Genomic DNA, 22,695 nt, shown 5'->3' with positions numbered 1-22,695 from the left:
CGTCTCCGCATCGACGCGGGGAGAATCGGAGGACGAATGCTGTCGGTGAAGGCCCTGCCGCTGTCGGAGCTGCGCGAGCGCACCAGCGAGAAGTGGCGGGAGTATCCCGAGGACGTGCTGCCCCTCTTCGTCGCGGAGATGGACTTCCCGCTCGCCCCGGCGATCACCGCCGCACTGCAGCGGGCGCTGGATCTCGGGGACACCGGGTACATCGCCTCGCGGACACCGCTGGCGGAGGCGTATGCGGGTTTCGCGGAGCGTCGCTTCGGCTGGCGCCCCGACCCGGCGCGGATGCGCAGCACGGCGGACGTGAGCATGGGCATCGTCGAGATCCTCCGTCGCGTCACGCAGCCGGGGGAGCGCGTCGTCGTCACGCCCCCGGTCTACCCGCCCTTCTACGACCTCGTCGCCGAGGCCGGTGCCGAGGTGCAGCGCGTCCCGCTGCGCGACACGGGGACCGGCTGGGAGCTCGACCTCGACGGGATCCGCGCCGCCTTCGAGGACGGCGCGACGGCCATGCTCCTCTGCAACCCGCACAACCCGACCGGCACCGTGCACGATCGGGAGACGCTGTCCGCGCTGGCCGAACTGGCCGAGGAGTACGGCGCGACGATCGTCTCCGACGAGATCCATGCGCCGCTCGCCCAGCCGGGCGCGGGATTCACGCCGTTCCTCGCCGTGAGCGACGCGGCGGCCCGCATCGGCTATGCGGTCGTCAGCGCGAGCAAGGCGTTCAACCTCGCGGGCCTGAAGTGCGCGCTCATGGTCACCGCCGCGGAGGAGACGTCCGCGGTCGTGCGCGACCTGCCGGTCGAGGTGGAGTGGCGGACGGGGCAGTTCGGTCTGCTCGCCGCCGTCGCCGCGTTCTCGGAGGAGAGCGACGCGTGGCTCGACGGCCTCCTGCGCACGCTCGACGAGAACCGTGTCCTGCTGGAGGACCTGCTCGCCCGTCACCTCCCCGCCGCCCGCTATCGCCTTCCGGACGCGGGATACCTCGCGTGGATCGACCTCTCCGCCCTCGGCTGGGGAGACAACCCCGCCCGGAAGATCCTCCGCGAGGCGAAGGTGGCGTTGCACTTCGGCCCGGCCTTCGGCGAAGAAGGGGCCGGGCACGTGCGACTCAACTTCGGCACGAGCCCGGAGGTCCTCACCGAGGCGATCGAGCGCATCGCCGCGCTCGTCGAGCGATGACGGCGGCGGATCCCACCGCCACGATCTGGGACCGCAGCCGGTTCTGGGTGACCCTGGGTGCCGTCGCCCTGATCTTCCTCGCCGCGATCGAGGCCCTGGCGGTGACCACGGTCATGCCGATCGTCAGCGACGCCTTGGACGGGGAGTCGCTGTATGCGGTCGCCTTCGCCGGCACGCTCGCGACCAGCGTGATCGGGATGGTCGCGGCGGGGTCCTGGTCGGACACGCGTGGTCCGCGCGGCGCGCTGTACGCCGCCGTCGCCCTCTTCATCCTGGGGCTGCTGATCTCCGGGTTCGCGACGACGATGCCCCAGTTCCTGATCGGACGACTGGTGCAGGGGCTGGGCGCGGGTGGGCAGACAGTGGCCCTGTACGTCGTGGTCGCGCGGCTGTATCCGCCGCACCTGCACGGCCGGGTGTTCGCGGCGTTCGCCGCCGCCTGGGTGGTCCCGTCGATGATCGGGCCCTTCCTCGCGGGAGCGGTGGCGGAGTACCTCGATTGGCGCTGGGCTTTCCTCGGCGTGGCGGTCCTGACCGCGATCGCGTTCTCGATGATCGCGATCCGTCTGCGGGGTGTCGATCTCGGCCGCGGGGAGCCGCAGGACCGCCGGGCGCTGCTCACCCGGCTGCTGCTGGCCGTCGTCGTGGCGGTGCTCGCGGTGGTGATCGGACTGTCCGCCGAGCTCGATCCGGCGATCGGGTGGCCGGTGGCACTGGGGGCCGTGCTCGCGATCGGCGTCGTCGTGCTCCCGCTCCTGCCACGACGGACCCTCCGAGCCGGTGCCGGGCTTCCCAGCGTCGTGCTCATGCGTGGGGTGGCGGCCGGGGCGTTCTTCGCCGCCGAGGCCTACATCCCGTACCTGCTGATGCGGAAGTTCGACTTCTCCGCGACCTGGGCCGGAGTCGCCTTGATGCTCGCGGCCTTCGCCTGGGCCGGGGCGTCGGCTGCGCAGGGCCGCTACGGTGAGCGGCTGGGCAATCACCGCATCACGGCGCTCAGCCTCGGCGCACTGCTCGTGGCGATGCTCTGCGTCCTGGCCGCAGCGGCGTTCGATGCCTCCCCGGTCTTCGTGATCGTCGGGTGGGCGTTCGCCGGGGGCGGCATGGGGCTGCTGTATCCGCGGCTCACCGTGCTGACGCTGGCCTACTCGGACGAGACGAACCAGGGATTCAACTCCTCGGCGCTGTCGATCTCGGATGCCACGGGTTCGGCGGTGGCCATCGCGCTGGCGGGGCTCGCCGTCGCCACCCTCGGCGGCGGCGCGGACGCGTTCGCCGTCGTGTTCGTCCTCGGTGTCGGGCTGGTGCTGCTCGCGGTGATCCCCGGGCTCAGGCTCGGGCACGCCGCGGAGTCATCCGTGCGCTGAGCTCGCCGGCCAGGGCGAGGACGCCGAGGTCGAACACCCGGTCCAGGCCCGCGGTGACGTCGACCTCGCCGGAGGCCGGGAGTGCGCCATGGCTGTCGGCGTGCATCCGCTGCTGGACGAGGGTGGCATGGCCGAGCACGAAGTGCAGGATCGCCGCCCCGCGATCCTCGGCGTGAGTGGCGCCCTCGGCGTGGAGGGCGGCGACCAGGGCGTCGCGGGCATGCGCGGAGCCGAGCTGGAGCGCGTACGTGCTGAGGACGAGCTCGGCGCCGTCCCGGTAGGCGAAGAGGGCGTCGCGGAGCGCGCGGGCGGTCGCGAGGACGCCCTCCGCTCCGTCTGGGACGGTCGCCGTGATCCGATCGGCGAGGTCGGCGAGGAGCTCCTGCTTGTTCGCGACGTGCCAGTAGAGGGCGCTCGGCTGCACGTCGAGCCGGGCCGCGATGCGGCGCATGGAGAGATCGGCCAGCCCCACCTCGTCGAGAAGGGCGAGGGCGGTCCGTGCGACGCTCTCCCGATCGTGACGGGCGGGATTCGTCTCGGCACTCATGCCCCCACTATAGTGAACGGCGTTCAGGTGAACGGTGTTCAGGAGGATGCATGCGCTGGCGGGAGCGGGACGCGACGACGATCGCGGAGCCGGGGACGCTGCGTCTCGACGGCGTGGGCGTGACCGTCGACGACCGCGTGCTCCTCGACGACGTGACGCTGGAGCTCACCGCACCGCGCATCGCCGTGATCGGAGCGAACGGCTCGGGGAAGTCGACGTTCGCCCGGCTGCTGAACGGCCTCATGACGCCGACCACGGGAACGGTCACCGTCCACGGCCTCGACGCGCTCCGGGAGCGGACCGCCGTGCGCCGCCGGGTGGGCTTCGTCTTCACCGATCCGGATGCCCAGATCCTGATGCCGACTCCGGCCGAGGATCTCGCGCTGTCGCTCCGAGGGCGGCCCCGTGACGAGATCGCCGCCCGCGTTCAGGAGACCCTGGAGCGCCACGGTCTCGGTGCCCACGCCGACATCCCGGCGTCGTCGCTCTCGGGAGGACAGAAGCAGATGCTGGCCCTCGCCGCGGTGCTCCTCGCCGAGCCGGCGCTGATCGTGGCGGACGAGCCGACGACGCTCCTCGACCTGCGCAACGCGCGGCGCATCGGAGACCTCCTTCTGTCGCAGGAGGCGCAGGTGCTGATCGTGACCCACGATCTCGAGCTCGCGGCCCGCTGCGACACCGCCGTCCTGTTCGACGGCGGGCGCGTCGTCGATCAGGGAGAGCCCGAGGCGGTCATCGCACGCTACCGTCGGTTGTGCGCATGATCGTGCCGTCCCCGGTCGGTGCGGGATTGCTGCATGGGGTGCCGGCCGGTCCGAAGCTGGCGGGTCTCGCCATCGCGGCGCTCCCGTTGACGCTGTTCCCGCAGGGGCCGCTCAGCATCGCGGTCTGCCTCGCGACCGTGCTCGCGCTCTACCCGATCGCGGGGGTGCCGCTCTCCGCCGCGGTGACGGAGCTGTGGCGGCTGCGTGCGGTCCTGCTCGTGCTCGCGATCGCCCTCGCCGTCTTCGTGTCTCCCGTCGCCGCCTGGGTGAGCACCGGGCGGGTCGCCGTGCTGCTGCTGCTCGCCGCCCTCCTCACCCTGACCACGCGCATGTCCGATCTCCTGGCCGTGCTGCAGCGCCTCCTGTGTCCGCTGCGGCGCGTCGGGGTCGATCCGGAGGCGGTGTCGATGGCGGTGTCGCTCACGCTGACCATGGTTCCCGTCGTGGCCGGACTCGCGCAGCGGGTGCGGGACGCGGAGCGCGCACGAGGAGTCCGCCTGGGCGTGCGCGGCGTGGTGCCGCTGCTCGTGCTGACGCTGCGCCACGCGGATCAGGTCGGCGATGCCCTCGCGGCCCGCGGGGTCGGCTGACGGTCACACCAGGACGGGGCTTTCGGAGCGTCCCGCCAGCCGCAGCGCCGCGACCAGGAGCAGCACCGCGAGGGCGGCGGTGGAGACGGTCGTGCCGAGGACGAGCAGCAGCACCACTCCGGTGAGGCCGAGGACGGTTCCCACGGCCAGGCGGCGCCGCGAGGACGTGGCCTGCGGCGAGGGGTGATTCTCGAACCGGTCGACACGGACCGCGACCATCGCGGTGAGGACGACAGCGGTCAGGAGCCACAGCGGGCGGGCGGCCCACCACTCCGCGCTGTCGAGCGTGGGCAGAGTGAATCCGCCGAGGAGGGTGACCAGGGCCGTCGCCCCGGCCATCGCCAGCAGCACCGGCATGTGCCAGAGGTAGATCGTCATCGTCCGCCGGGTGACGAAGGCGGTGAACGCGGCCACCGGACGGCGACGACTGAGGCGCCCGATGTGCGCCCGGTACAGGGAGAACAGGATCGTGTGGATCAGCCCGACCAGCAGCAGGGCGCACGTGGGCGGGTTGATGTTGGCGATGAGGTCGGGGGAGTACGCGCCGATGAGGAACAGGACGACGAGCACCCCGAGGGCGCCGATGCCGATCGTGACGCGGGTCCGGCGACGAAGGGCGTCCACGCGGCCGTCGGCGAGGAGGAATCCGAGCTGCTGCATCGTCAACCACACGAAAGCGAGGTTGAGGAAGCCCACGGCGTCCGTCCCGGTCACGGCCCGCAGAACATCGACCGTCACGGCCGCGGTGGCGAGGACGGCGATCGTGCGCAGGGGCGCGCGCTCGTGCAGGGCGACGAGCGCGGGGAGCAGCGCCTGACACAGCAGGAAGACCCCGAGGAACCACAGCGGCTGTCCGTATCGGAAGCCGGCGACGGCGATGAGATCCGGCGCGACACCGAGGACGGTGAGCACCGCGAGCGCGACCCCGACCGCGCCGACCGTGAACAGGGCCGGACGCAGGAGCCGGTGCACCCGACCGGCCACGAAGGCGGTCGCGCTCCCGCCGCGGGCGCGCAGGCGGCGGTACGCGAGGAGCCCGGAGAATCCGCCGATCACGAAGAAGAGCGGCATCACCTGCAGCAGCCAGCTCAGCGGGGCGATCCAGCTCGTGCCGTCGCTCGCATTCTCGAACACCGGTCCGGTCTCGGACACCGTGACCCCGACCATGACGGCGTGCAGCAGGACGACACCGAGCACGCAGAGGGCGCGCACGACGTCGATGCCGGTGTCGCGGTGACCCGCGTGGCCGGATGAAGCGGGGGCGGGGGTGCTGAGGCGTGGAGCCGCGGCGATGACCATGAGTCCTCCTGGGAACGGTGTCCTCGGAGGCTATGGAGGCGGTGGTGGACGGGACATCACTCCGTGGTGCCGTCCTGACCCCTACGCAGGGGTGACTCAGGCGGAGGGCTCGACCAGACCGGTGTCGTACGCGAGGATGACGGCGTGCACACGGTCGCGGAGACCGAGCTTCGCGAGCACCTTGCCGACGTGGGTCTTCACGGTCTGCTCGGCGATGAACAGGTCGCCCGCGATCTCGGTGTTTGACCGGCCCTTGCCTATGAGGACGAGGACCTCCCGCTCGCGGTCGGTGAGCTCGGCCAGGGCGGTCGCCGACCGCCGCGAGGCAGGCCGCCGTCCGGCGAACTGCTCGATCATGCGCCGGGTCACGCTGGGGGCGAGGAGCGCATCGCCGCCGGCCACCACGCGGACCGCATGGACGAGCTCCTCCGGCAGAGCGTCTTTGAGGAGGAAGCCACTGGCCCCGGCGGCGAGGGCGTCGTAGACGTAGTCGTCGATGTCGAAGGTGGTGAGCATGAGGATCCGCGGCACGTGCGCGGCAGGGTACGACGGACCGAGGATGCGGCGGGTGGCCTCGATGCCGTCGAGCTCCGGCATGCGGACGTCCATGAGGATGACGTCGGGATCGAGCCGCGCGGCGAGCGTCACGGCCTCCGCGCCGTCGGCCGCCTGGCCCACCACGCGGATCCCCTCGTGCGCGTCCAGCAGGGCGGCGAAACCGGCGCGGACCATCGCCTGGTCGTCGGCGATGAGCACGCTGATCGTCACGGGTTCTCCTTGTCTTCCGCCGAGGCGGTCGGGGTGGGCGGTACGGCCGTTGCAGACAGCGGCAGGGCGGCCTCGACGGTCCAGCCGCCGTCGTCGGAGGGCCCGGCGGCGAGCCTTCCGCCGAGCAGTTCGGCGCGCTCGCGCATTCCCCGGAGGCCGTAGCCGCCGGAGGGGCTCTCGGTCGCCTGCGGCGGTGCGGCGTTGTGCACACGGATGTGCAGGGCATCGGCGTCGGCATGGAGGCGGACGGTGACGCGGGCACCAGGCGCGTGGCGGACGGCGTTGCTCAGCGCCTCCTGCACGATGCGGAAGGCGGCGATCTGCACGCCGGGTCCCGCCGCGGAGGCCGCTTCCATCCCCTCCAGCACGAGGCCGACATCCACCCCTGCCCGGCGCATCGTGTCGACGAGGGCCGGGACGTCGTCCAATCCCTGCTGCGGTGCGAGCTCGGCGTGCTGGTCCTCGGTGCGGAGCACTCCCAGCATGCGCCGCATCTCGGTGAGCGACGTGCGCGCGGTGGCGGCGATGTCGTCGAACTCGGCGGCGGCCTCGGCGTCGAGGTCCGCGATCCGGTAGCGCGCGGTCGACGCCTGCACCTGGATCACCGACATGCTGTGCGCCACGACGTCGTGCAGCTCCCTGGCGATCCGGGTGCGCTCCTCCACGAGAGCGCGCCGGGATTCCTCCAGCGCGCTGTGCTCCTTCTCCCTCGTGAGCTCCGCCGCGACACGCACGCGACCGGCGACGAGGACGGCGATGAGCAGCATCGCGGCAGCGACCGAGGTCGTCACGATGAGATTGGCGGTGGCGCTGCCGGAGCTCGCCGGCGCCGCGACCATGTCCGGGCGCAGCAGCGGCGCCGTCAGCGAGGTCAGTGCGCCGATCACGAGGGTGAGGCCTCCGAGGCGGGCTCCCTGCACGAAGGACATCACGCCCACGAGGAGGACGAAGGCCAGGAGCGCCGGTACCGACCAGGGCCAGGGGGAGTGGATCGCGCGCGCCGGCTCGACGAGGAGCGGCAGCAGGAAGGCGCCGGCGGCGAAGACGACGATCGCCGTCCGCGGCCGGGAGGGGACGAGGAGGGGAGCGCCGCACACGGCGGCGCCGAGCAGGAAGGACAGGGGCAGCGGCGTGCCGGAGAGCACCGTCTGCAGGGAGACGAGGAGCGCGTACAGCACGACGACCGCCGCAGTCAGCGCCACGAGGGCGCCGGTGCGACGGCTCATCCGTGGCGGGCGCGGGGTGCGCTCTCGGCGGCGTGCCATGCGTCTCATCCTGCCAGGTGCGCGACCGGCGTACGGCGTCGGCGGAGCGCCGCGATCCGGTCGATGATCACACCGACGAGCAACGCGACGACGATGCCGATCGCGGCGCTGAGCACGGGCTGGTCGTGCAGCCAGGCGCCGGCGAGCAGCCCGATCGCGAGACTGAACACGCTCCAGCTCACACCGGCGATGAGGCTCAGCGGGAGGAACCGCCGCCAGGGGAACCCGAGCGCTCCGGCGGACATGTTCACCGCGACGCGTCCGATCGGGATGTAGCGGGCGCCGAGGATCAGCGTGGCACTGCGGCGGTCGAGGGCGCGCTGCGCGAAGGCGAAGGCGGCGGCGACGCGGGGGCGCCGCATCCAGGCGAACCTCGTCGTGCCCAGTCGGCGCCCGATGAGGAACGCGATGTTGTCGCCGATCGCGGCCCCCAGGGCGGCGACGGCGCCCAGCAGCAGGATGTCGCCGTCACCGGTGGACGCGGCCACCGCCGCCGCGGCGACGAGGACCGTCTCGCTCGGGACCGGCGGGAAGAACCCGTCGATCACGGTCACCGCGAACAGCACGGCGTACAGCCAGGGGGAGGCGATCGCCTGCAGGATGAGGTCGTTGAGGATGTCCACTCCGGCACCGTAAGCAGCGGGTGGGGAGAGGGGCATCACTCCGGGGTATCGCCTCGGTCACCCTGGAGAGGGATATCCGTGCCGGGCGTCGCCACAGGCGCGGCGGCATATACTGGTTGGCTGGCCGCTCGGCCATCACCCTCCTCCCGAACGAACGGACGTCCGCTGTGCTTGCCGTGCACGACCTCGAGATCCGCGTTGGCGCGCGCCTGCTGATGGAGAACGTCTCGTTCCGTGTGTCCGACGGCGACAAGATCGGCCTCGTCGGACGCAACGGAGCGGGCAAGACCACGCTCACCAAGGTGCTCGCGGGCGACGTCCTGCCCTCCGGCGGGACCGTCACCCGTTCCGGCGAACTCGGCTACCTGCCGCAGGACCCCCGTTCGGGCAATCCGGAAGACCTCGCCCGTACCCGGATCCTCGACGCCCGCGGACTCGGCCAGCTCAACCTCGGCATGACGGAGGCCTCGCTCGCGATGGGGTCCGACGACCCCGCGGTCGCTGCCAAGGCGATGAAGCGCTACGCCGCGCTCACTGAGAAGTTCGAGGCGCAGGGCGGCTACGCGGCCGAGGCCGAGGCCGCGTCGATCGCGCACAACCTCTCGCTGCCGGACCGCATCCTCGACCAGCCGCTGTCGACCCTCTCCGGCGGCCAGCGTCGTCGCATCGAGCTCGCGCGCATCCTCTTCTCCGACGCGCAGACGATGATCCTCGATGAGCCGACCAACCACCTCGACGCGGACAGCGTGGTGTGGCTGCGCGAGTTCCTCAAGAACTACAAGGGCGGGCTGATCGTCATCAGCCACGATGTCGAGCTCGTGGGCGAGACGGTCAACCGGGTGTTCTACCTCGACGCCAACCGCCAGGTCATCGACATCTACAACATGAACTGGAAGAACTATCTGCGGCAGCGCGCTGCGGACGAGGAGCGTCGCAAGAAGGAGCGGGCCAACGCCGAGAAGAAGGCGACGACCCTGCAGCAGCAGGCGGCGCGGTTCGGAGCGAAGGCGTCGAAGGCGGCAGCAGCGCACCAGATGCTCGCGCGCGCCGAGAAGCTCCTCTCCGGGCTGGAGGACGTGCGTCAGGAGGACCGCGTCGCGAAGCTGCGGTTCCCGAAGCCCGCCCCCTGCGGCAAGACCCCGCTCATGGCCTCCGGGCTGTCGAAGTCGTACGGCTCACTGGAGATCTTCACCGACGTCGACCTCGCGATCGACCGCGGTTCCAAGGTCGTCGTGCTCGGTCTCAACGGTGCGGGGAAGACGACGCTGCTGCGCATGCTGGCAGGTGTCGACAAGCCGGACACCGGGCAGCTCGAGCCCGGTCACGGTCTCAAGGTCGGGTACTACGCGCAGGAGCACGAGAACCTCGACGTCAGCCGCTCGGTCCTCGAGAACATGGTGTCGGCCGCTCCGCACATCACGGAGACGGAGGCCCGCAAGGTCCTCGGCTCCTTCCTGTTCACCGGCGACGACGTCCTCAAGCCGGCGGGCGTGCTGTCCGGTGGCGAGAAGACCCGGCTGTCGCTGGCGACGCTCGTCGTGTCGTCCGCGAACCTCCTCCTGCTCGATGAGCCCACGAACAACCTCGATCCGGCCTCCCGCGAGGAGATCCTCGGGGCACTGGCCCACTACGAGGGCGCGGTGGTGCTCGTGTCGCACGACCCCGGCGCGGTGCAGTCGCTGAACCCCGAGCGTGTCCTCATCCTGCCCGACGGCGTCGAGGACATCTGGAGCCAGGAGTACCAGGACCTCATCGAGCTCGCGTAGCGGGACGTGGCATAGTCGGAGGATGGCGGCGCACCCGATCCTTCCTCCCTCGGAACTCGCGGCGTGGTTGCGTGCGCAGCCCACCCTCACCGGGACGGCGCCGCCGCTGCACCTCGACGACCTTCCCGATGATCCGGTGCTGCTCTTCCGGGAGTGGCTCCGCGCGGCGGTCGCAGCCGGCGTCCCCGAACCGCACGCGGCGACGCTGGCGACGGTGGACGCGGAAGGCATCCCGGACGCGCGCACCCTGATCCTCAAGGACGTGGACGCGCGCGGCTGGGCATTCGCCGGGGCCCGATCCTCCCGGAAGGCCGCGCAGCTCGGTGCGCGCCCGGCTGCGGCGCTGAACCTCTGGTGGCAGCCGCAGCGGCGTGCCGTGCGCGTACGGGGAACCGTGCACGAGGCATCGGCGGCCGAGAGCGATGCCGACCTCGCGGCCCGCTCCGAGAGCGCCCGCGCGGGTCTCCGACCGAGGGACTGGGTGCTGTGGCGGGTGGTTCCGACGCGGGTCGAGTTCTGGCAGGGGGCGTCCGACCGGAACCACACCCGGATCGTCTACCGTCGTGTCGACGGCCGCGGATGGCGGCATGCCGTCACGGGCTCTGTTCGCGAGCGCTAGACATCGAGAACGACCGGAGGCGCCCCGCAGGCGGGGATCGAAATGGTGCGTGCCGAGGGTCCAAAAGGCCCGTTTCCCATCCTGCGTCGGCAGGGCGGGCCGTCCGGGATCGAAAGGGTGCCGGGCAGCGCAATGTCCGGCGTGTTCTCGCGTTCGCGTGACGCTCCCCGGCCCGGTCACCGGGCGTCGAGCAGTTCGTCCTCGGCGTCCGCGTCGCGGTCGCGGCGTTTCGGTGCCTTCACCGGTGCCGGCTTCCCCTCGACCTCTTCGCGGTGCTTCACGATCTCCGTGCGGATGATGTACCCGATGAAGATGAAGCCCATGATGGCGAACAGGATCCACTGGATCGCATAGGACAGGTGCGGACCCGGGTCGTCGGTGGGGGACTCGAAGCCACCCAGCGCCGTCTCGGCGGCAGGCTGCTCCTCGACCAGGCGTCCGTACGTACCGGTGATCACCTCGTCGCCGACGAGGTCGGCGATGGACGGGAGGTGGATCGTGGGCACCTGGCCCTCCGGAGCCCCGCGTCCGGACCCGGGAAGCGGCTCGCCGGGGCGCAGGCGGACGGTCACCGTGACCTCGTCGGACGGCGGAGAGGGGACAGCGTCCGGGAGCTCGCCCTCGCCCGGGGCCACCCAGCCGCGGTCGACGATGAGCACACGACCGTCGGCATCGCGGAAGGGGACCAGCACCTCGAACGCGCTCGTTCCGCCGTGGGGACGGTTGCGGACCAGGAGCTGCTCGTCGGCGAGGTACTCGCCCTGCAGCGTGACGGGGCGCCATTCGTCTGCGGGGTCGAGCTCGTCGTCGGCGACCACGTCGGCGAGGGGGACGGCCGGGGCATCGTAGTTCTGCTCCACCAGCGCGATCTGCTCAGCGCGGGATTCGTTCCTCTCGAACTGCCAGTTGGAGAGGAAGACGCAGGCGATCGCGAAGCCGATGGCGATGAGGACGTACACGCCCCAGCGGGTCAGGCGGTTGCTCATGAAGGCACCCCGTCTCGCACCGTCACCGGGAAGTCCCGCGCGGCGAGGTAGTCGTGGAGGAAGCCGACGTGCTCCTCGCACGCCAGCCAGATCTTCTCGCGATCGGCGGAGTGGATACGCGGGTTGCGCCAGACGACCTGCCTCGTGGCCGCGCTCCGGCAGCCGGCGCGCGAGCAGATGAGCGCGCTCATCGGTCGGTGCGGCCTTCGCGGATGGTGATGACGTCGGGGGCGGTCTCCGGAGCGAGCGACGGTGCGGGCGGCGCGTCGATCTCGCGCATCGGCGACTCGGCGGCGGTCTCCGTGCTGTCGCTGCCGGCGTTCGCGAAGACGACGGCGATGTACGGGAGCACGGCGGCGGCCAGCGCGAACACCCAGGTCCACCAGCCGAACGGCTGCACGAAGAACATCAGCCCGAAGCAGACGATGCGGATCGTCATCGTCAGGGCATACCGGCGCACACGATGGTCTCCCTCATCCCGCGGGGACTGCGGCAGTGAGGTGACGGCCGGGACTCGACGTGCGTTCTTCACGATGGTTCCAGCCTACGCCGCCGTGGCGACATCGGCATGCCCGGGCGAGGCGTCAGCTCGCGAAGACGAACGGCAGGGTGAAGGCGCCGAATACGACGAGGCCGATGATCGTCGAGACGATGGTGAAGACCAGCACGCCGATCATGACGTAGCCGAGGATGAGCCCGGCGATCGCCATGCCGCGGCCGCCGAGACCGGGAGTGCGACGGATCTGCCCGAGCGCCATGTGACCGGTGATCACGGCCGCGATCGAGGCGAGCATCGGCACGATCGCCCAGAACAGCACGACACCGGCGATGCCGCAGACGAGGGAGGTGATCGCGAGTCCGCTGGACGGCCGCGCAGGCGGGGCCCCATACGGCTGCGGGGCCGCGTACTGCTGAGGGGCCGCGTATTGCTGAGGCGCCGAGTACTGCTGAGGTGCCGAAGACGGCTGCGTGGCGGCGTTCGCCGGCGGTGCCGGCGGGAACCCCGGGTACGCCGGGGCGGAACCGGAAGCCGGGGGGAAGGCCGGGGGCTGCTCGCCGGACGAACCGGAGATACGGGGATCGCTCACGCTGGTGCCTTTCGTCGCCCTCAGAGTCCCAGGAGGCTCCCGGTCTGTCAAACCGTCGTCGTGAAGGCGGCACGGCAACGTCGCTAGGATCGATCACGGCCCGGAACCCCGGCCCTCGACCCCAGACCCAGGAGTGTCCCATGAGCGCGGAGCGCGTCGTCCTCGTCACCGGAGGCAACCGCGGCATCGGCCGCGCCATCGCCGAGCGCTTCGTGCGGGAGGGCTACCGGGTGGCGGTGACCGCCCGCAGCGGAGAGGGTCCGGAGGGCACCCTGACGGTGCGCGCCGACGTCACGGACGCCGCCGCTCTCGACGCGGCCTTCACCGAGGTGGAGCAGCAGCTGGGTCCGGTGGAGATCGTCGTCGCCAACGCCGGGATCACCAAGGACACCCTGCTCATGCGCATGAGCGAGGAAGACTTCGACAGCGTCGTGGCCACGAACCTCGGCGGCACCTTCCGCGTCGTCAAGCGTGCGTCGAAGGGGATGCTGCGGGCACGGTTCGGACGGGTCATCCTCATCTCCAGCGTCGTGGGCCTGTACGGCTCCGCCGGGCAGACGAACTACGCCGCCTCCAAGAGCGCGCTGGTCGGTTTCGCCCGCTCGCTCACGCGTGAGCTCGGCGGACGCGGCATCACGGCCAATGTGGTGGCCCCCGGCTTCATCGAGACCGACATGACGGCGGAGCTCCCCGAGGAGACGCAGAAGCAGTACAAGGCGAGCATCCCCGCGGGGCGGTTCGCGACGCCGGATGAGGTCGCGGGCGTCGTGACCTGGTTGGCGAGCGACGACGCCGGTTACATCTCGGGCGCCGTCATCCCGGTCGACGGTGGTCTCGGCATGGGGCACTGACCCCGGCTCTCCCCGTCAGCGATCGATCGCGCGCACGAGGAGCTCCGCGAGACGCTCGGGCGCCGAGAACTGCGGCCAGTGTCCGGAGCCGATCCGGACGACCTCGGCGTCGCCGATCGCCCGATACTCCTCGGCGTACGGACCCCACTGGCTGATCACCGCGTCGAAGGCGTCCTGGTCCAGCCCTCCCATCAGCAGGGTGACCGGGATGCGATACCGTGCCGGGTCGTGGTCGTGCAGAGCGAGCTCGTCCGTCGGCACCCGCGCGGGGACGCTGTGCGTGAGCGGGGCCGTCCTCGCACGAGTCTCGTCGTCCAGATCGTGCACGTCCTCCTCGGGGAAGAAACCCCAGCCCGGGAACGGGACGACGCCGTCCTGCACCGGGAACTCGCTGATGCCCGAGCCCGGGGGCGGCGGCACGGTGTCGACGAAGACGACCCGGGCCACGCGGTCCGGTCGCGCGTCGGCGACGCCCCAGGCGACGTTGCCTCCGCCGCTGTGTCCGACGACCAGCACGTCGCCCTCCGCGGCATCGACGGCGGCGGCCGCGGCGGCGACCCAGTCGTCGATCCCGATACCCGCCGCCGTCTCCGCAGACGCGTCGAGCCCGGGCATGGTCAGCGGACGAGGGCGGTGGCCGGCGCGTTCGAGGGCTGGCACGACGTCGTCCCAGCTGGAGGCGTCGAGCCAGAGGCCGGGAATGAGGATGATGTCCATGACCCGACCGTAGACCCGGCCCCGGACATCGGCCAGGGTCAGGGGAGGAGCGGGATGACCGTTCCGAGGTCGACCGGGCCGATGACCAGGCTCGCGGACTCGCGGACGGCGGGCTTGGCGTTGAAAGCGAGCCCCAGGCCGGCGACCGCCATCATCGGGAGGTCGTTGGCGCCGTCGCCGATCGCGATGGTCGCGTGCGGCGCCACGCCGAGCTCCTCGGCCCAGGTGCGCAGCCAGAAGGCCTTGGCCGCGCCGTCGACGATGTCACCGTCCACCCGCCCCGTGAGTGCGCCGTCGGCGACCTCGAGGCGGTTCGCGCGCCACCGGTCCACACCGAGTCCCGGCGCGACCTCGTCGAGGATCTCGTGGAACCCGCCGGAGACGACGCCGACGACGCCGCCCCGTGCGTGCACGGCGGCGGTGAGGTCGCGGACGCCCGGAGTCGGCTCGACGCGGGCGCGAACGCGGGCGAACGCCTCGACGGGAACGCCCGCGAGGGCAGCCACCCGGGAGCGGAGGCTGGTCGCGAAGTCGATCTCCCCGCGCATCGCGGCTTCCGTGGCCGCCTGCACCTCGGTGCGACGGCCGGCCTCCTCGGCGAGGAGCTCGATCACCTCGTTCCGGATGAGCGTGGAATCGGCATCGAGGACGACGAGGAATCGCGCGGTGGTCACCCCCCGAGCCTAGCGACCGGGGGACCGGAGCCCACGCCGCATGACGCGTCAGCGTTCGATGAACACGCCCTTGCCCACGACTGTGATCCCCGACTCCGTGACCGTGAACCCGCGGGCGAGATCGCGTTCGCGGTCGACGCCGACCGTGGCGCCGTCGGCGAGCACGACGTTCTTGTCGAGGATCGCGCGGTGCACGCGGGCGCCCTGACCGACGTGGACGTGATCGAACACCACGGAGTCCGTGATGGTCGAGCCGCCGCCGGCCAGGGTCCACGGCCCCACGACGCTGCGTTCGAGGTGCGTGCCGGAGAGCACCGACCCCAGCGAGACGATCGAGTCGATCGCGTTGCCGATCCGCCCTACGGAGTCGCGGACGAACTTCGCCGGCGGGGAGTTGACCGCCTGCGAGTGGATCGGCCACTCCATGTTGTAGAGGTTGAAGATCGGGAGCGTCGAGATCAGGTCCCGGTGCGCGTCAAAGAACGAGTCGATCGTCCCCACGTCGCGCCAGTACGAGCGGTCGCGCGGGGAAGACCCCGGGACCTCGTTCTGCTTCATGTCGTAGTAGCCGGCCTCGCCGCGGTCGACGAAGTACGGGACGATGTCGCCGCCCATGTCATGACTCGACGTCGGCAGCTCGCCGTCGGCCTCGACCGCCGCGATGAGGGCGTCGGTGTCGAAGATGTAGTTGCCCATGGAGGCCAGCACTTCGTGCGGGGAGTCCGACAGACCCGTGGCGTCGGTGGGCTTCTCGAGGAACTGCCGGATGCGTCCGGACTCCGGATCGGCGTCGATGACCCCGAACTGGGACGCCAGGGCGAGCGGCTGACGGATGCCCGCGACCGTCGCCTTCGCGCCGGACTCGATGTGCGCCTCGAGCATCTGGCGGAAGTCCATCCGATAGACGTGGTCGGCGCCGATCACGACGACGATGTCGGGCTTCTCGTCGTTGATCAGGTTCATGCTCTGCAGGATCGCGTCGGCGGATCCGGAGAACCACCGCTTGCCGAGCCGCTGCTGGGCCGGGACCGAGGCGACGTACGAGTCGAGCAGCGCCGACATCCGCCACGTCTGCGAGATGTGCCGGTCGAGGCTGTGCGACTTGTACTGGGTCAGGACGACGATCTGTCTCAGCCCGGAGTTGATGAGGTTCGAGATGGCGAAGTCGATCAGGCGGTACTGGCCGCCGAACGGGACGGCCGGTTTTGCGCGGTCGGCCGTCAGCGGCATGAGTCGCTTGCCCTCGCCGCCGGCGAGGATGATCCCGAAGACCTTCTTTGGAGCGGACATGGGTCCACCATAGATCCCGTTCGGCGCGGGGAACTAGCATCTGGACAACCCGCTCGATAGCGTCTAGGCATGCGAGTCGAGATGATCACCAAGGAGTATCCGCCGGAGATCTACGGAGGCGCGGGTGTGCACGTCGCCGAACTCGTCTCCGCACTGCGTCGGGACATCGATGTGACGGTGCGTGCGTTCGGCGCGCCGCGCGACGAGGAGGGCACCTTCGCCTACCGCGCTCCCGAGAGTCTCTCCGCCGCCAACCCGGCGCTGCAGACGCTCGGAACGGACCTGGAGATCGTGTCGGCCATCGCGGGCGCCGACGTCGTGCACAGCCATACCTGGTACGCCAACTTCGCCGGACACCTCGCCTCCCAGCTCCATGGGATCCCGCACGTGCTCACGGCGCACAGCCTCGAGCCGCTGCGGCCGTGGAAGGCCGAGCAGCTCGGGGGCGGCTACGCCGTGTCGAGCGGCATCGAGAAGCTCGCCTACGAGAACGCCGCCGCGGTGATCGCCGTGAGCGCCGGCATGCGCGCGGACATCCTCCGCAGCTATCCGCAGGTCGACCCCGCGCGGGTCCGGGTGATCCACAACGGGATCGATGTGGAGCGCTGGCGTCCGGTGCAGGATCCGGCCTTCCTCTCCTCGATCGGCATGGATCCTGACCGCCCCTCGGTCGTCTTCGTCGGACGCATCACACGGCAGAAGGGGCTGCCCTACCTTCTGCAGGCGGCACGGCTGCTGCCGCCCGAGGTCCAGCTCATCCTCTGCGCCGGTGCTCCGGACACGCCGGAGATCATGGCGGAGGTCCAGGAGGGGGTGCGGCTGCTGCAGCAGACCCGAGAGGGCGTGGTGTGGATCGAGCGGATGCTGCCGCGGGACGAGCTGTCGGCGATCCTGGCCGCGGCGACCACCTTCGTCTGCCCCTCCGTCTACGAGCCGCTCGGGATCGTGAACCTCGAGGCCATGGCGTGCGGAGCGGCCGTTGTGGGAACCGCGACCGGCGGCATCCCCGAGGTCGTCGACGACGGCGTGACGGGCCGGCTGGTCCCCATCGAGCAGGTGCAGGACGGCACGGGCACACCGACCGACCCCGACCGCTTCGTCGCCGATCTCGCGGCAGTCCTCACCGAGGTCGCCACGGATCCGGCGCGGGCGCGGGAGTACGGCGAGGCCGGTCGGGAGCGGGCCCGCACGCAGTTCAGCTGGGGCGCGATCGCCGACGAGACCCGCGCGCTCTACGCAGAGCTGTCCGCCTGAGCCGATAGGCTTTCGGTATGCCGATCGCTCTGGAGTTCACCGACGTCGTCGTGCGCCGAGAGGGGCGCAACATCATCGATCACGTGACCTGGCAGGTCTCTGACGATCAGCGATGGGTGATCCTCGGGCCGAACGGTGCGGGGAAGACGACCCTGCTGCAGCTCGCCGACACGCTGATGCACCCCACCTCGGGCACGGTCACCGTCCTCGGCGAAACGCTCGGACGCGCGGACGTCTTCGAGATCCGTCCGCGGATCGGGTTCGCGTCGTCGGCCATGGCCAAGCGCATCCCGCGCGACGAGACGGTGCTCAACACCGTCCTCACGGCGGCGTACTCCGTGCTCGGGCGCTGGAACGAGAGCTACGAGGACATCGACGAGCGGCGTGCGCTGCGTGTGCTGGGCGACTGGCGTCTCGCGCACCTCGCCGACCGCACCTTCGGCACGCTGAGCGACGGCGAGCAGAAGCGCGTGCAGATCGCCCGGGCGGTCATGACGGACCCGGAGCTCCTGCTGCTCGACGAGCCGACGGCCTCGCTCGACCTCGGGTCGCGCGAGGAGCTGCTGGCTCTGCTCGGCGGCTATGCGTCGGCGCCGACGACGCCCGCGATGCTCATGGTCACCCACCACGTCGAGGAGATCCCCGTCGGATTCACGCACGTGCTGCTGATCCGCGACGGCGCCGTGGTCGCCGCGGGCCCGATCGCGGAGACGCTCACCGCGGACGCCCTCGGCGAGACCTTCGGCATGCCGATCGCGCTCAGCAGCGAGGACGGGCGCTACTCCGCCCGCGCCGCCTCCTGACCTCGGTCCCCGTGGGTCGCTGAGCTCGGTCCCGATGGGTTACTGAGCTTGTCGAAGTACTGGTAGAATCGATCCTTGGTGCGTTCGGCACCACAGACTTCCCTCGTCCCTGGCACAATCCAGGGCAGCAACAAAGGAATCCCATGAAGACTGACATTCACCCCGAGTACAAGGCTGTCGTGTTCCGCGACCTGGGTTCGGGCGAGACCTTCCTCACCCGCTCCACCGTCACGAGCGACAAGACGATCGAGCTGGACGGCGTGGAGTACCCGGTGATCGACGTCGAGATCTCCTCGGCCTCGCACCCCTTCTACACGGGCAAGCAGCGCATCATGGACTCGGCCGGCCGCGTCGAGAAGTTCAACCAGCGCTTCAAGGGCTTCGGCGGCTCCTCCAAGTAAGACCGCCCACGAAGGCCCCGTACTCCTCGGAGTGCGGGGCCTTCGTCATGCGCGGGGTGGGCGAGTCGCTCAGACGTCGATGACGATGCGTCCGCGCTCGATGCGGCCCGGCGGATCTCCGGGGGTCGGCGCCGGGGCCGTGCGCCGGGTCTGCCGGTCCCGCTCCTGGCCGGCCTCGTGCGCGGTGGGGGACCACACCGCGTCGAAGACGCCGACGAGCCCTCCGGACCCGGCCTGCTCGTACTTCTCCTCGACCGGACGACGGGAGAGGGAATGCCGGATGCCCACGAAGAACAGCACCGGTCCCGTGCCGAGCACGAGGACGATCGTGGTCCACCCGAGCAGATGCTCCATGGCCCCAGGATAGATCGCCGAGCGCGGCGGTGGCACCCGTCGCGCGGCGGAGGTCAGCGGAGGCGGCGTCCGTGGGCGAGGTCGATCAGCCGCTCCAGCACGGGCCCCGTCCGCAGGCCGTTGTGCTCGTGCTCGCTCGTCACCCAGGGCGTCACGCCGGGGAGGAGACGGGCGGTCTCCAGCGAGAACTCCAGGGGCACGTACACGTCGTTCACGTACACGGCGGCCGCGCCCGTCGCCCCGGAGGCGGCGAGGGCGGCGGTGTCGTAGATCCGCGGCCAGGGGTGCTCCGCCAGGATCGACGTCACCTCCCGCCAGGGCTGCAGCGCCGGGACGGTGTCGGCCCACTCGCGGTGGACGTGCTCGCCCGTGAAGAGCGTCGGATCGTCGCGGAAATCGGTCGGCTCGACGCGCTCGGCGGACCAGCGCGTGGTGTGTCCGTTCGCATAGCTCGACTCGTGGAAGGCGTAGTACAGCGGGTTGCGGCCGCCGAAGGGCATCGCGTGCTGGAGGTCGTGCCGGAAGGCGTTGGATGCGGGATCCCGCTCCAGCAGCGACCAGACCGTCTGCCAGCCGTCGTCGGTGCCGAGAGCGGAGCCGACCGAGCGGAGGCGTGAACGCGATACGACCTCGCCGTCGGGGAGGACGAGGTCACCGGCGTCCGCGAGATCGATCAGGCGTCGCATGACGTCGCGGTGCTCCGGGAAGCGCCGGTAGTACCGCTCGGACGCCGTGCGCATCTTGTCGTAGCAGAGCGCGTACACCTCGTCCGGATCGCGCTCGACCGTGCTGAGACCGCCGGTTATGAAGACGTCGTCGAGGGAATCCGCGTGGGTGGACAAGTAGGCCAGTGTCGTGAAGCCGCCGAACGACTGACCGAGGACGCTCCAGGTCGATGCCCCCAGATGCTCCCGCAGTGCCTCGCAGTCGCGCACGATAGCATCGGCACGCAGGTGCGTCAGGTACTCGGCGACGCCTTCGGCGCCCTGCGCGAGGTCGCCGTCGCCGACGGGGGAGGAGAGGCCGGTGCCGCGCTGGTCCAGGAGCACGAGCCGGTAGTGCGCGAGGGCCTGATCCAGCCACGCCGGTGCCGCGGAGGAGTGGAAGGGGCGCGGCGCCTCGTGGCCCGGCCCGCCCTGCAGGAAGACCAGATAGGGGAGCGCCTCGCCGCCCTCGCGTGCGACGACGCGGGCGAACACGTCGATCGTGCGGGTGTCTGCCGGGTCGTCCCAGACGAGGGGGACCGTGAGCGTGTGCTCCTCGACGGCGAGGTCGAGCAGGCGGCGGCGGATGACAGTGGTCATGGTCACATCACATTCCCGATGTAGGAGTACTTCACGAAGACCTCGGCGGCGATGCCGGACTCGTCGAGGACGCCCTGGACGGCCGTCATCATGTAGTTCGAGTCCCAGCCCATGTAGAGGAAGTGCGTGTCATCGAGGTCGTCCCACTGCCCCTTCCACGCCTTGTCGCGGTAGATCGGGCCGCCGTGGGTCGCGCAGTACGCTAGAGCGGCCTCGGTCGTGTCGGTCCAGGCGCGACGGAACACGCGGTTGAACAGGTGCTTGACGTCGTACACCTCCCACCGCTCGCCCCGGTACTCCACGTAGTCGAACTCGCGCTCCCACCCCGCGGGCCAGCCGCGGCGGCGCACGGCGTCGAGGATCGGGGTGAGGCCGTCGTCGTCGATCTCGGGCAGCGCGGGTCGTGCCCACACGCGGACGAGGTCGGCCGTCAGCGCCACTGTTCGTGCGGTGATGGCCGCCGTACCCCAGGATTCCTCCGCGGCGAGGGCGCGGGTGGCCGGTACCGCGCTGCGGGCGTAGGCCTCATCGCGTTTGGCGGGGAAGGAAGCGCCGAACACCCGCTCCGTCAGCCCCTGCTCCAGGAGCCTGAGGTTGCCGAGGGTGGGTGCGAGGGCGCGGTGGCTGTTCTGCTCGTCCTCGGAGTACTCGCTCCAGGGACGCACGCCGTCGCCGGACCAGGCGTCGCCGGGCACGGCGGGCACGATGTGCTCGACGTCGAAGCCGTCCACGTCGTCGACGCCCTCGAGCCGGCCGAGCACGTAGGCCGGATACGGCAGCTCGCTGTATTTGAGCACGGCGCTGACCCGCTCGTCCGACGGGGTGATGCGCGCGATGGCGCGGGCGAGGGCGTCGTGTCCGTCGCGGCGGGCACGGCAGAGCCGGGCGATCAGGCGTTCGGCGGGAAGGTTCACGAGCGCGCGACGGAGGAACATCGCCTGCAGCCACTCGAGCGTCTCGAGGAGCTGACTCCGGTCGATGAGGCCACGCGCGTGATCGCTGTAGGCGCTCATGACCAGCGGGGAGGAGGAGCGTCCGAACGTGTTCACGTACTTCAGCTGCCGCGCGATCTCCGGGTCCTGCTCCTTCGTCGGATCGAGGAGGATGCCGTAAATCTCCGCATAGTGCCGCCACGTCTCGGCGTCGGCCTGGAGGTGGGCGACGTCGACGCGCGGGAACGACTGGCGGAAGGCGCTGTACACGCCGTGCTCGCCGTTCGCCGCCACCTCACGCCCCGTCACGAGCACGAGGTAGTGGCGCCAGAACGCGCCGATCGCCTCGCCCGTGTGCTGCTCGATCGGCAGCCAGAACCGCGCTTCCACATCCATCTGCTCGGCGTGGTTCAGCCCCATGAGGATGTAGTTGTGGATCAGCTCGTGATCCCGCAGCGGCTCGCCGGTGGAGTTCAGGCTCTCGAAGATCTGCTGCGCGTTGGCCTGGGCGCCGAGCGTGATCGAGACGTGCTCGAGTCGCTGCAGCCCCTGCCAGATGAACGGCACCTCGTCGGCATGGATCTGGCTGCGGAAGAACGCGTAGTTGTCGTCGAAGCGCGATTCGCGGTCGACGTCATCCCGGCGGTCGAGCACGACCGACTCGTAGAGATCGGCCCAGGCGTCGTGCGGACGGAGCTTCGTGCGCTCGGGATCGTCGGGGCGGACCAGCACGCGGGCGAGGTCGGCGGCGAGCTCCGGATCGCGGTCGCGCACCGAGTGATGCAGCGCGGCGACGAGGAGCATGAGCGTCGTGAGGCGCTGCTGCCCGTCGATGAGGATGAGGTCGGCGTCCGGACCGGAGCCGTCCTCGGCGGAGAGGATCGAACCGATGAAATGGCGATGCGCGTCGTCTTCCGCCGCCACCGCCCTGACGTCGGAGAGGAGCCGCTCGCAGCCGCCGATGTCCCAGCGGTACTGCCGCTGGTAGACCGGGACGACGATGGTCGTGCGTCCCGCCGCGAGCCATTCGATCGTGTTGACTGCCGTCGCCTCGACGTTGGTCGCGGTGCTCATGCTGGTGTCTCGTCCTCCCGTAGCGACAGGCGCCACGGACGCGCCGGGTGCCCCGCCCAGTCTATTCGCTTATCCACGGCGACCCTCCGGGGGAGGGCCAGGTCCCGCTGTTAGCCTTGCCTTATCAGGGCCTGTTAAAACGTGCTGGCCCCCGATGAAAGGAACATG

The 22,695-nt window shown here is 70.8% G+C and carries 25 protein-coding genes; 10 read left to right on the top strand and 15 right to left on the bottom strand.

What is annotated here, in order from left to right; translation table 11 throughout:
- Positions 1 to 36: 36 nt before the first annotated feature.
- Positions 37 to 1,191 carry a MalY/PatB family protein gene (locus B7W94_RS16425; RefSeq protein ID WP_085607705.1) on the top strand — a complete coding sequence of 385 codons (1,155 nt, stop codon included), beginning with the start codon at positions 37 to 39 and terminating at the stop codon, positions 1,189 to 1,191.
- Positions 1,188 to 2,558: an MFS transporter gene (locus tag B7W94_RS16420; RefSeq protein WP_085607703.1), complete on the top strand. Its 1,371-nt coding sequence runs from the start codon at positions 1,188 to 1,190 to the stop codon at positions 2,556 to 2,558. The genes B7W94_RS16425 and B7W94_RS16420 overlap by 4 nt, the downstream gene beginning before the upstream one ends.
- Here B7W94_RS16420 and B7W94_RS16415 read toward each other — a convergent pair.
- Entirely contained in the window at positions 2,521 to 3,105 is a 585-nt protein-coding gene (locus B7W94_RS16415; protein ID WP_085607701.1) for a TetR family transcriptional regulator, read from the bottom strand. The two genes, B7W94_RS16420 and B7W94_RS16415, sit on opposite strands and share 38 nt — an antisense overlap.
- 50 nt (positions 3,106 to 3,155) lie before the next feature.
- Between B7W94_RS16415 and B7W94_RS16410 the strand changes: the two genes are divergently transcribed.
- Both B7W94_RS16410 and B7W94_RS16405 read left to right on the top strand, forming a co-directional pair.
- Complete coding sequence (locus tag B7W94_RS16410; RefSeq protein ID WP_025103644.1) at positions 3,156 to 3,869, top strand: energy-coupling factor ABC transporter ATP-binding protein; 714 nt, start codon at positions 3,156 to 3,158, stop codon at positions 3,867 to 3,869.
- Positions 3,866 to 4,459, top strand: a complete 594-nt coding sequence (locus tag B7W94_RS16405; RefSeq protein WP_085607962.1) for an energy-coupling factor transporter transmembrane component T — start codon at positions 3,866 to 3,868, stop codon at positions 4,457 to 4,459. The genes B7W94_RS16410 and B7W94_RS16405 overlap by 4 nt, the downstream gene beginning before the upstream one ends.
- Before the next feature lie 3 nt (positions 4,460 to 4,462).
- On the opposite strand, the gene B7W94_RS16400 is transcribed toward B7W94_RS16405, so the two are convergent.
- The 4 genes from B7W94_RS16400 to B7W94_RS16385 form a co-directional block, all read right to left on the bottom strand.
- Complete coding sequence (locus B7W94_RS16400; protein ID WP_085607699.1) at positions 4,463 to 5,758, bottom strand: acyltransferase family protein; 1,296 nt, start codon at positions 5,756 to 5,758, stop codon at positions 4,463 to 4,465.
- A 96-nt stretch (positions 5,759 to 5,854) separates the two neighbouring features.
- Positions 5,855 to 6,526, bottom strand: coding sequence for a response regulator (locus B7W94_RS16395; RefSeq protein ID WP_085607696.1), 672 nt, complete (start codon positions 6,524 to 6,526; stop codon positions 5,855 to 5,857).
- Positions 6,523 to 7,791: a sensor histidine kinase gene (locus B7W94_RS16390; RefSeq protein ID WP_085607694.1), complete on the bottom strand. Its 1,269-nt coding sequence runs from the start codon at positions 7,789 to 7,791 to the stop codon at positions 6,523 to 6,525. The genes B7W94_RS16395 and B7W94_RS16390 overlap by 4 nt, the downstream gene beginning before the upstream one ends.
- Before the next feature lie 5 nt (positions 7,792 to 7,796).
- Complete coding sequence (locus B7W94_RS16385; protein WP_085607692.1) at positions 7,797 to 8,414, bottom strand: DedA family protein; 618 nt, start codon at positions 8,412 to 8,414, stop codon at positions 7,797 to 7,799.
- Positions 8,415 to 8,581: 167 nt separating this feature from the next.
- Here B7W94_RS16385 and B7W94_RS16380 point away from each other — a divergent pair, with 167 nt between their 5' ends.
- Both B7W94_RS16380 and B7W94_RS16375 read left to right on the top strand, forming a co-directional pair.
- Complete coding sequence (locus tag B7W94_RS16380; RefSeq protein WP_025103638.1) at positions 8,582 to 10,180, top strand: ABC-F family ATP-binding cassette domain-containing protein; 1,599 nt, start codon at positions 8,582 to 8,584, stop codon at positions 10,178 to 10,180.
- Positions 10,181 to 10,202: 22 nt separating this feature from the next.
- Positions 10,203 to 10,799, top strand: coding sequence for a pyridoxine/pyridoxamine 5'-phosphate oxidase (locus tag B7W94_RS16375; RefSeq protein ID WP_085607690.1), 597 nt, complete (start codon positions 10,203 to 10,205; stop codon positions 10,797 to 10,799).
- A 176-nt stretch (positions 10,800 to 10,975) separates the two neighbouring features.
- On the opposite strand, the gene B7W94_RS16370 is transcribed toward B7W94_RS16375, so the two are convergent.
- From B7W94_RS16370 to B7W94_RS18285, 4 genes are read right to left on the bottom strand one after another with little or no spacing between them, the layout of a single operon-like run.
- Positions 10,976 to 11,785 (bottom strand): SURF1 family cytochrome oxidase biogenesis protein, encoded by an 810-nt coding sequence (locus tag B7W94_RS16370; protein ID WP_085607688.1) that lies wholly within the window; start codon positions 11,783 to 11,785, stop codon positions 10,976 to 10,978.
- Positions 11,782 to 11,976 carry a hypothetical protein gene (locus B7W94_RS16365; RefSeq protein WP_025103635.1) on the bottom strand — a complete coding sequence of 65 codons (195 nt, stop codon included), beginning with the start codon at positions 11,974 to 11,976 and terminating at the stop codon, positions 11,782 to 11,784. The genes B7W94_RS16370 and B7W94_RS16365 overlap by 4 nt, the downstream gene beginning before the upstream one ends.
- Positions 11,973 to 12,317, bottom strand: a complete 345-nt coding sequence (locus B7W94_RS16360) for a DUF3099 domain-containing protein (protein ID WP_025103634.1) — start codon at positions 12,315 to 12,317, stop codon at positions 11,973 to 11,975. The genes B7W94_RS16365 and B7W94_RS16360 overlap by 4 nt, the downstream gene beginning before the upstream one ends.
- Positions 12,318 to 12,369: 52 nt before the next feature.
- The gene (locus tag B7W94_RS18285) at positions 12,370 to 12,873 is read right to left on the bottom strand and encodes a DUF4190 domain-containing protein (protein WP_253247459.1); all 504 of its coding nucleotides are present in this window, start codon (positions 12,871 to 12,873) and stop codon (positions 12,370 to 12,372) included.
- 140 nt (positions 12,874 to 13,013) lie between these two features.
- Here B7W94_RS18285 and B7W94_RS16350 point away from each other — a divergent pair, with 140 nt between their 5' ends.
- Positions 13,014 to 13,724, top strand: a complete 711-nt coding sequence (locus B7W94_RS16350) for a beta-ketoacyl-ACP reductase (protein WP_085607686.1) — start codon at positions 13,014 to 13,016, stop codon at positions 13,722 to 13,724.
- Positions 13,725 to 13,739: 15 nt separating this feature from the next.
- Here the strand turns inward: B7W94_RS16350 and B7W94_RS16345 are convergent, their stop codons facing one another.
- Genes B7W94_RS16345 through B7W94_RS16335 form a run of 3 tightly spaced genes read right to left on the bottom strand, consistent with a single transcriptional unit; the run spans position 13,740 to position 16,405 of the window.
- The gene (locus B7W94_RS16345) at positions 13,740 to 14,441 is read right to left on the bottom strand and encodes an alpha/beta fold hydrolase (RefSeq protein ID WP_085607684.1); all 702 of its coding nucleotides are present in this window, start codon (positions 14,439 to 14,441) and stop codon (positions 13,740 to 13,742) included.
- A 38-nt stretch (positions 14,442 to 14,479) separates the two neighbouring features.
- Positions 14,480 to 15,115 carry a phosphoserine phosphatase SerB gene (serB, locus tag B7W94_RS16340; protein ID WP_085607682.1) on the bottom strand — a complete coding sequence of 212 codons (636 nt, stop codon included), beginning with the start codon at positions 15,113 to 15,115 and terminating at the stop codon, positions 14,480 to 14,482.
- Positions 15,116 to 15,163: 48 nt separating this feature from the next.
- Positions 15,164 to 16,405: a glucose-1-phosphate adenylyltransferase gene (locus B7W94_RS16335; RefSeq protein ID WP_025103629.1), complete on the bottom strand. Its 1,242-nt coding sequence runs from the start codon at positions 16,403 to 16,405 to the stop codon at positions 15,164 to 15,166.
- A 69-nt stretch (positions 16,406 to 16,474) separates the two neighbouring features.
- On the opposite strand from B7W94_RS16335, the gene glgA reads away from it, so the two are divergent.
- From glgA to B7W94_RS16320, 3 genes are all read left to right on the top strand, one after another.
- Positions 16,475 to 17,659, top strand: a complete 1,185-nt coding sequence (glgA, locus tag B7W94_RS16330; RefSeq protein ID WP_085607679.1) for a glycogen synthase — start codon at positions 16,475 to 16,477, stop codon at positions 17,657 to 17,659.
- A 17-nt stretch (positions 17,660 to 17,676) separates the two neighbouring features.
- Complete coding sequence (locus B7W94_RS16325) at positions 17,677 to 18,462, top strand: ABC transporter ATP-binding protein (RefSeq protein ID WP_025103627.1); 786 nt, start codon at positions 17,677 to 17,679, stop codon at positions 18,460 to 18,462.
- 143 nt (positions 18,463 to 18,605) lie between these two features.
- Entirely contained in the window at positions 18,606 to 18,863 is a 258-nt protein-coding gene (locus tag B7W94_RS16320) for a type B 50S ribosomal protein L31 (RefSeq protein ID WP_025103626.1), read from the top strand.
- Positions 18,864 to 18,932: 69 nt separating this feature from the next.
- On the opposite strand, the gene B7W94_RS16315 is transcribed toward B7W94_RS16320, so the two are convergent.
- From B7W94_RS16315 to B7W94_RS16305, 3 genes are read right to left on the bottom strand one after another with little or no spacing between them, the layout of a single operon-like run.
- The gene (locus B7W94_RS16315) at positions 18,933 to 19,217 is read right to left on the bottom strand and encodes a hypothetical protein (protein ID WP_126893090.1); all 285 of its coding nucleotides are present in this window, start codon (positions 19,215 to 19,217) and stop codon (positions 18,933 to 18,935) included.
- A 53-nt stretch (positions 19,218 to 19,270) separates the two neighbouring features.
- Positions 19,271 to 20,527, bottom strand: coding sequence for an alpha/beta fold hydrolase (locus B7W94_RS16310; protein ID WP_216353904.1), 1,257 nt, complete (start codon positions 20,525 to 20,527; stop codon positions 19,271 to 19,273).
- Positions 20,524 to 22,527, bottom strand: coding sequence for a DUF262 domain-containing protein (locus tag B7W94_RS16305; protein WP_085607675.1), 2,004 nt, complete (start codon positions 22,525 to 22,527; stop codon positions 20,524 to 20,526). Before B7W94_RS16305 ends, B7W94_RS16310 begins: the two co-directional genes overlap by 4 nt.
- Positions 22,528 to 22,695: the final 168 nt, after the last annotated feature.

Source organism: Microbacterium sp. LEMMJ01, assembly GCF_002114135.1.
Lineage (GTDB): Bacteria > Actinomycetota > Actinomycetes > Actinomycetales > Microbacteriaceae > Microbacterium.
Note: the sequence above shows the minus strand (reverse complement) of the source record. Positions and strands in the feature narration are given on the sequence as shown.

What these genes read in the sequence shown, in the direction of transcription:
- B7W94_RS16425 (WP_085607705.1), top strand. Translation starts at nt 37, where the DNA reads ATGCTGTCGGTGAAGGCCCTGCCGCTGTCGGAGCTGCGCGAGCGCACC.
- B7W94_RS16420 (WP_085607703.1), top strand. Translation starts at nt 1,188, where the DNA reads ATGACGGCGGCGGATCCCACCGCCACGATCTGGGACCGCAGCCGGTTC.
- B7W94_RS16415 (WP_085607701.1), bottom strand. Translation starts at nt 3,105, where the DNA reads ATGAGTGCCGAGACGAATCCCGCCCGTCACGATCGGGAGAGCGTCGCA.
- B7W94_RS16410 (WP_025103644.1), top strand. Translation starts at nt 3,156, where the DNA reads ATGCGCTGGCGGGAGCGGGACGCGACGACGATCGCGGAGCCGGGGACG.
- B7W94_RS16405 (WP_085607962.1), top strand. Translation starts at nt 3,866, where the DNA reads ATGATCGTGCCGTCCCCGGTCGGTGCGGGATTGCTGCATGGGGTGCCG.
- B7W94_RS16400 (WP_085607699.1), bottom strand. Translation starts at nt 5,758, where the DNA reads ATGGTCATCGCCGCGGCTCCACGCCTCAGCACCCCCGCCCCCGCTTCA.
- B7W94_RS16390 (WP_085607694.1), bottom strand. Translation starts at nt 7,791, where the DNA reads ATGGCACGCCGCCGAGAGCGCACCCCGCGCCCGCCACGGATGAGCCGT.
- B7W94_RS16375 (WP_085607690.1), top strand. Translation starts at nt 10,203, where the DNA reads ATGGCGGCGCACCCGATCCTTCCTCCCTCGGAACTCGCGGCGTGGTTG.
- B7W94_RS16370 (WP_085607688.1), bottom strand. Translation starts at nt 11,785, where the DNA reads ATGAGCAACCGCCTGACCCGCTGGGGCGTGTACGTCCTCATCGCCATC.
- B7W94_RS16365 (WP_025103635.1), bottom strand. Translation starts at nt 11,976, where the DNA reads ATGAGCGCGCTCATCTGCTCGCGCGCCGGCTGCCGGAGCGCGGCCACG.
- B7W94_RS16350 (WP_085607686.1), top strand. Translation starts at nt 13,014, where the DNA reads ATGAGCGCGGAGCGCGTCGTCCTCGTCACCGGAGGCAACCGCGGCATC.
- B7W94_RS16345 (WP_085607684.1), bottom strand. Translation starts at nt 14,441, where the DNA reads ATGGACATCATCCTCATTCCCGGCCTCTGGCTCGACGCCTCCAGCTGG.
- B7W94_RS16335 (WP_025103629.1), bottom strand. Translation starts at nt 16,405, where the DNA reads ATGTCCGCTCCAAAGAAGGTCTTCGGGATCATCCTCGCCGGCGGCGAG.
- glgA (WP_085607679.1), top strand. Translation starts at nt 16,475, where the DNA reads ATGCGAGTCGAGATGATCACCAAGGAGTATCCGCCGGAGATCTACGGA.
- B7W94_RS16325 (WP_025103627.1), top strand. Translation starts at nt 17,677, where the DNA reads ATGCCGATCGCTCTGGAGTTCACCGACGTCGTCGTGCGCCGAGAGGGG.
- B7W94_RS16320 (WP_025103626.1), top strand. Translation starts at nt 18,606, where the DNA reads ATGAAGACTGACATTCACCCCGAGTACAAGGCTGTCGTGTTCCGCGAC.
- B7W94_RS16315 (WP_126893090.1), bottom strand. Translation starts at nt 19,217, where the DNA reads ATGGAGCATCTGCTCGGGTGGACCACGATCGTCCTCGTGCTCGGCACG.
- B7W94_RS16305 (WP_085607675.1), bottom strand. Translation starts at nt 22,527, where the DNA reads ATGAGCACCGCGACCAACGTCGAGGCGACGGCAGTCAACACGATCGAA.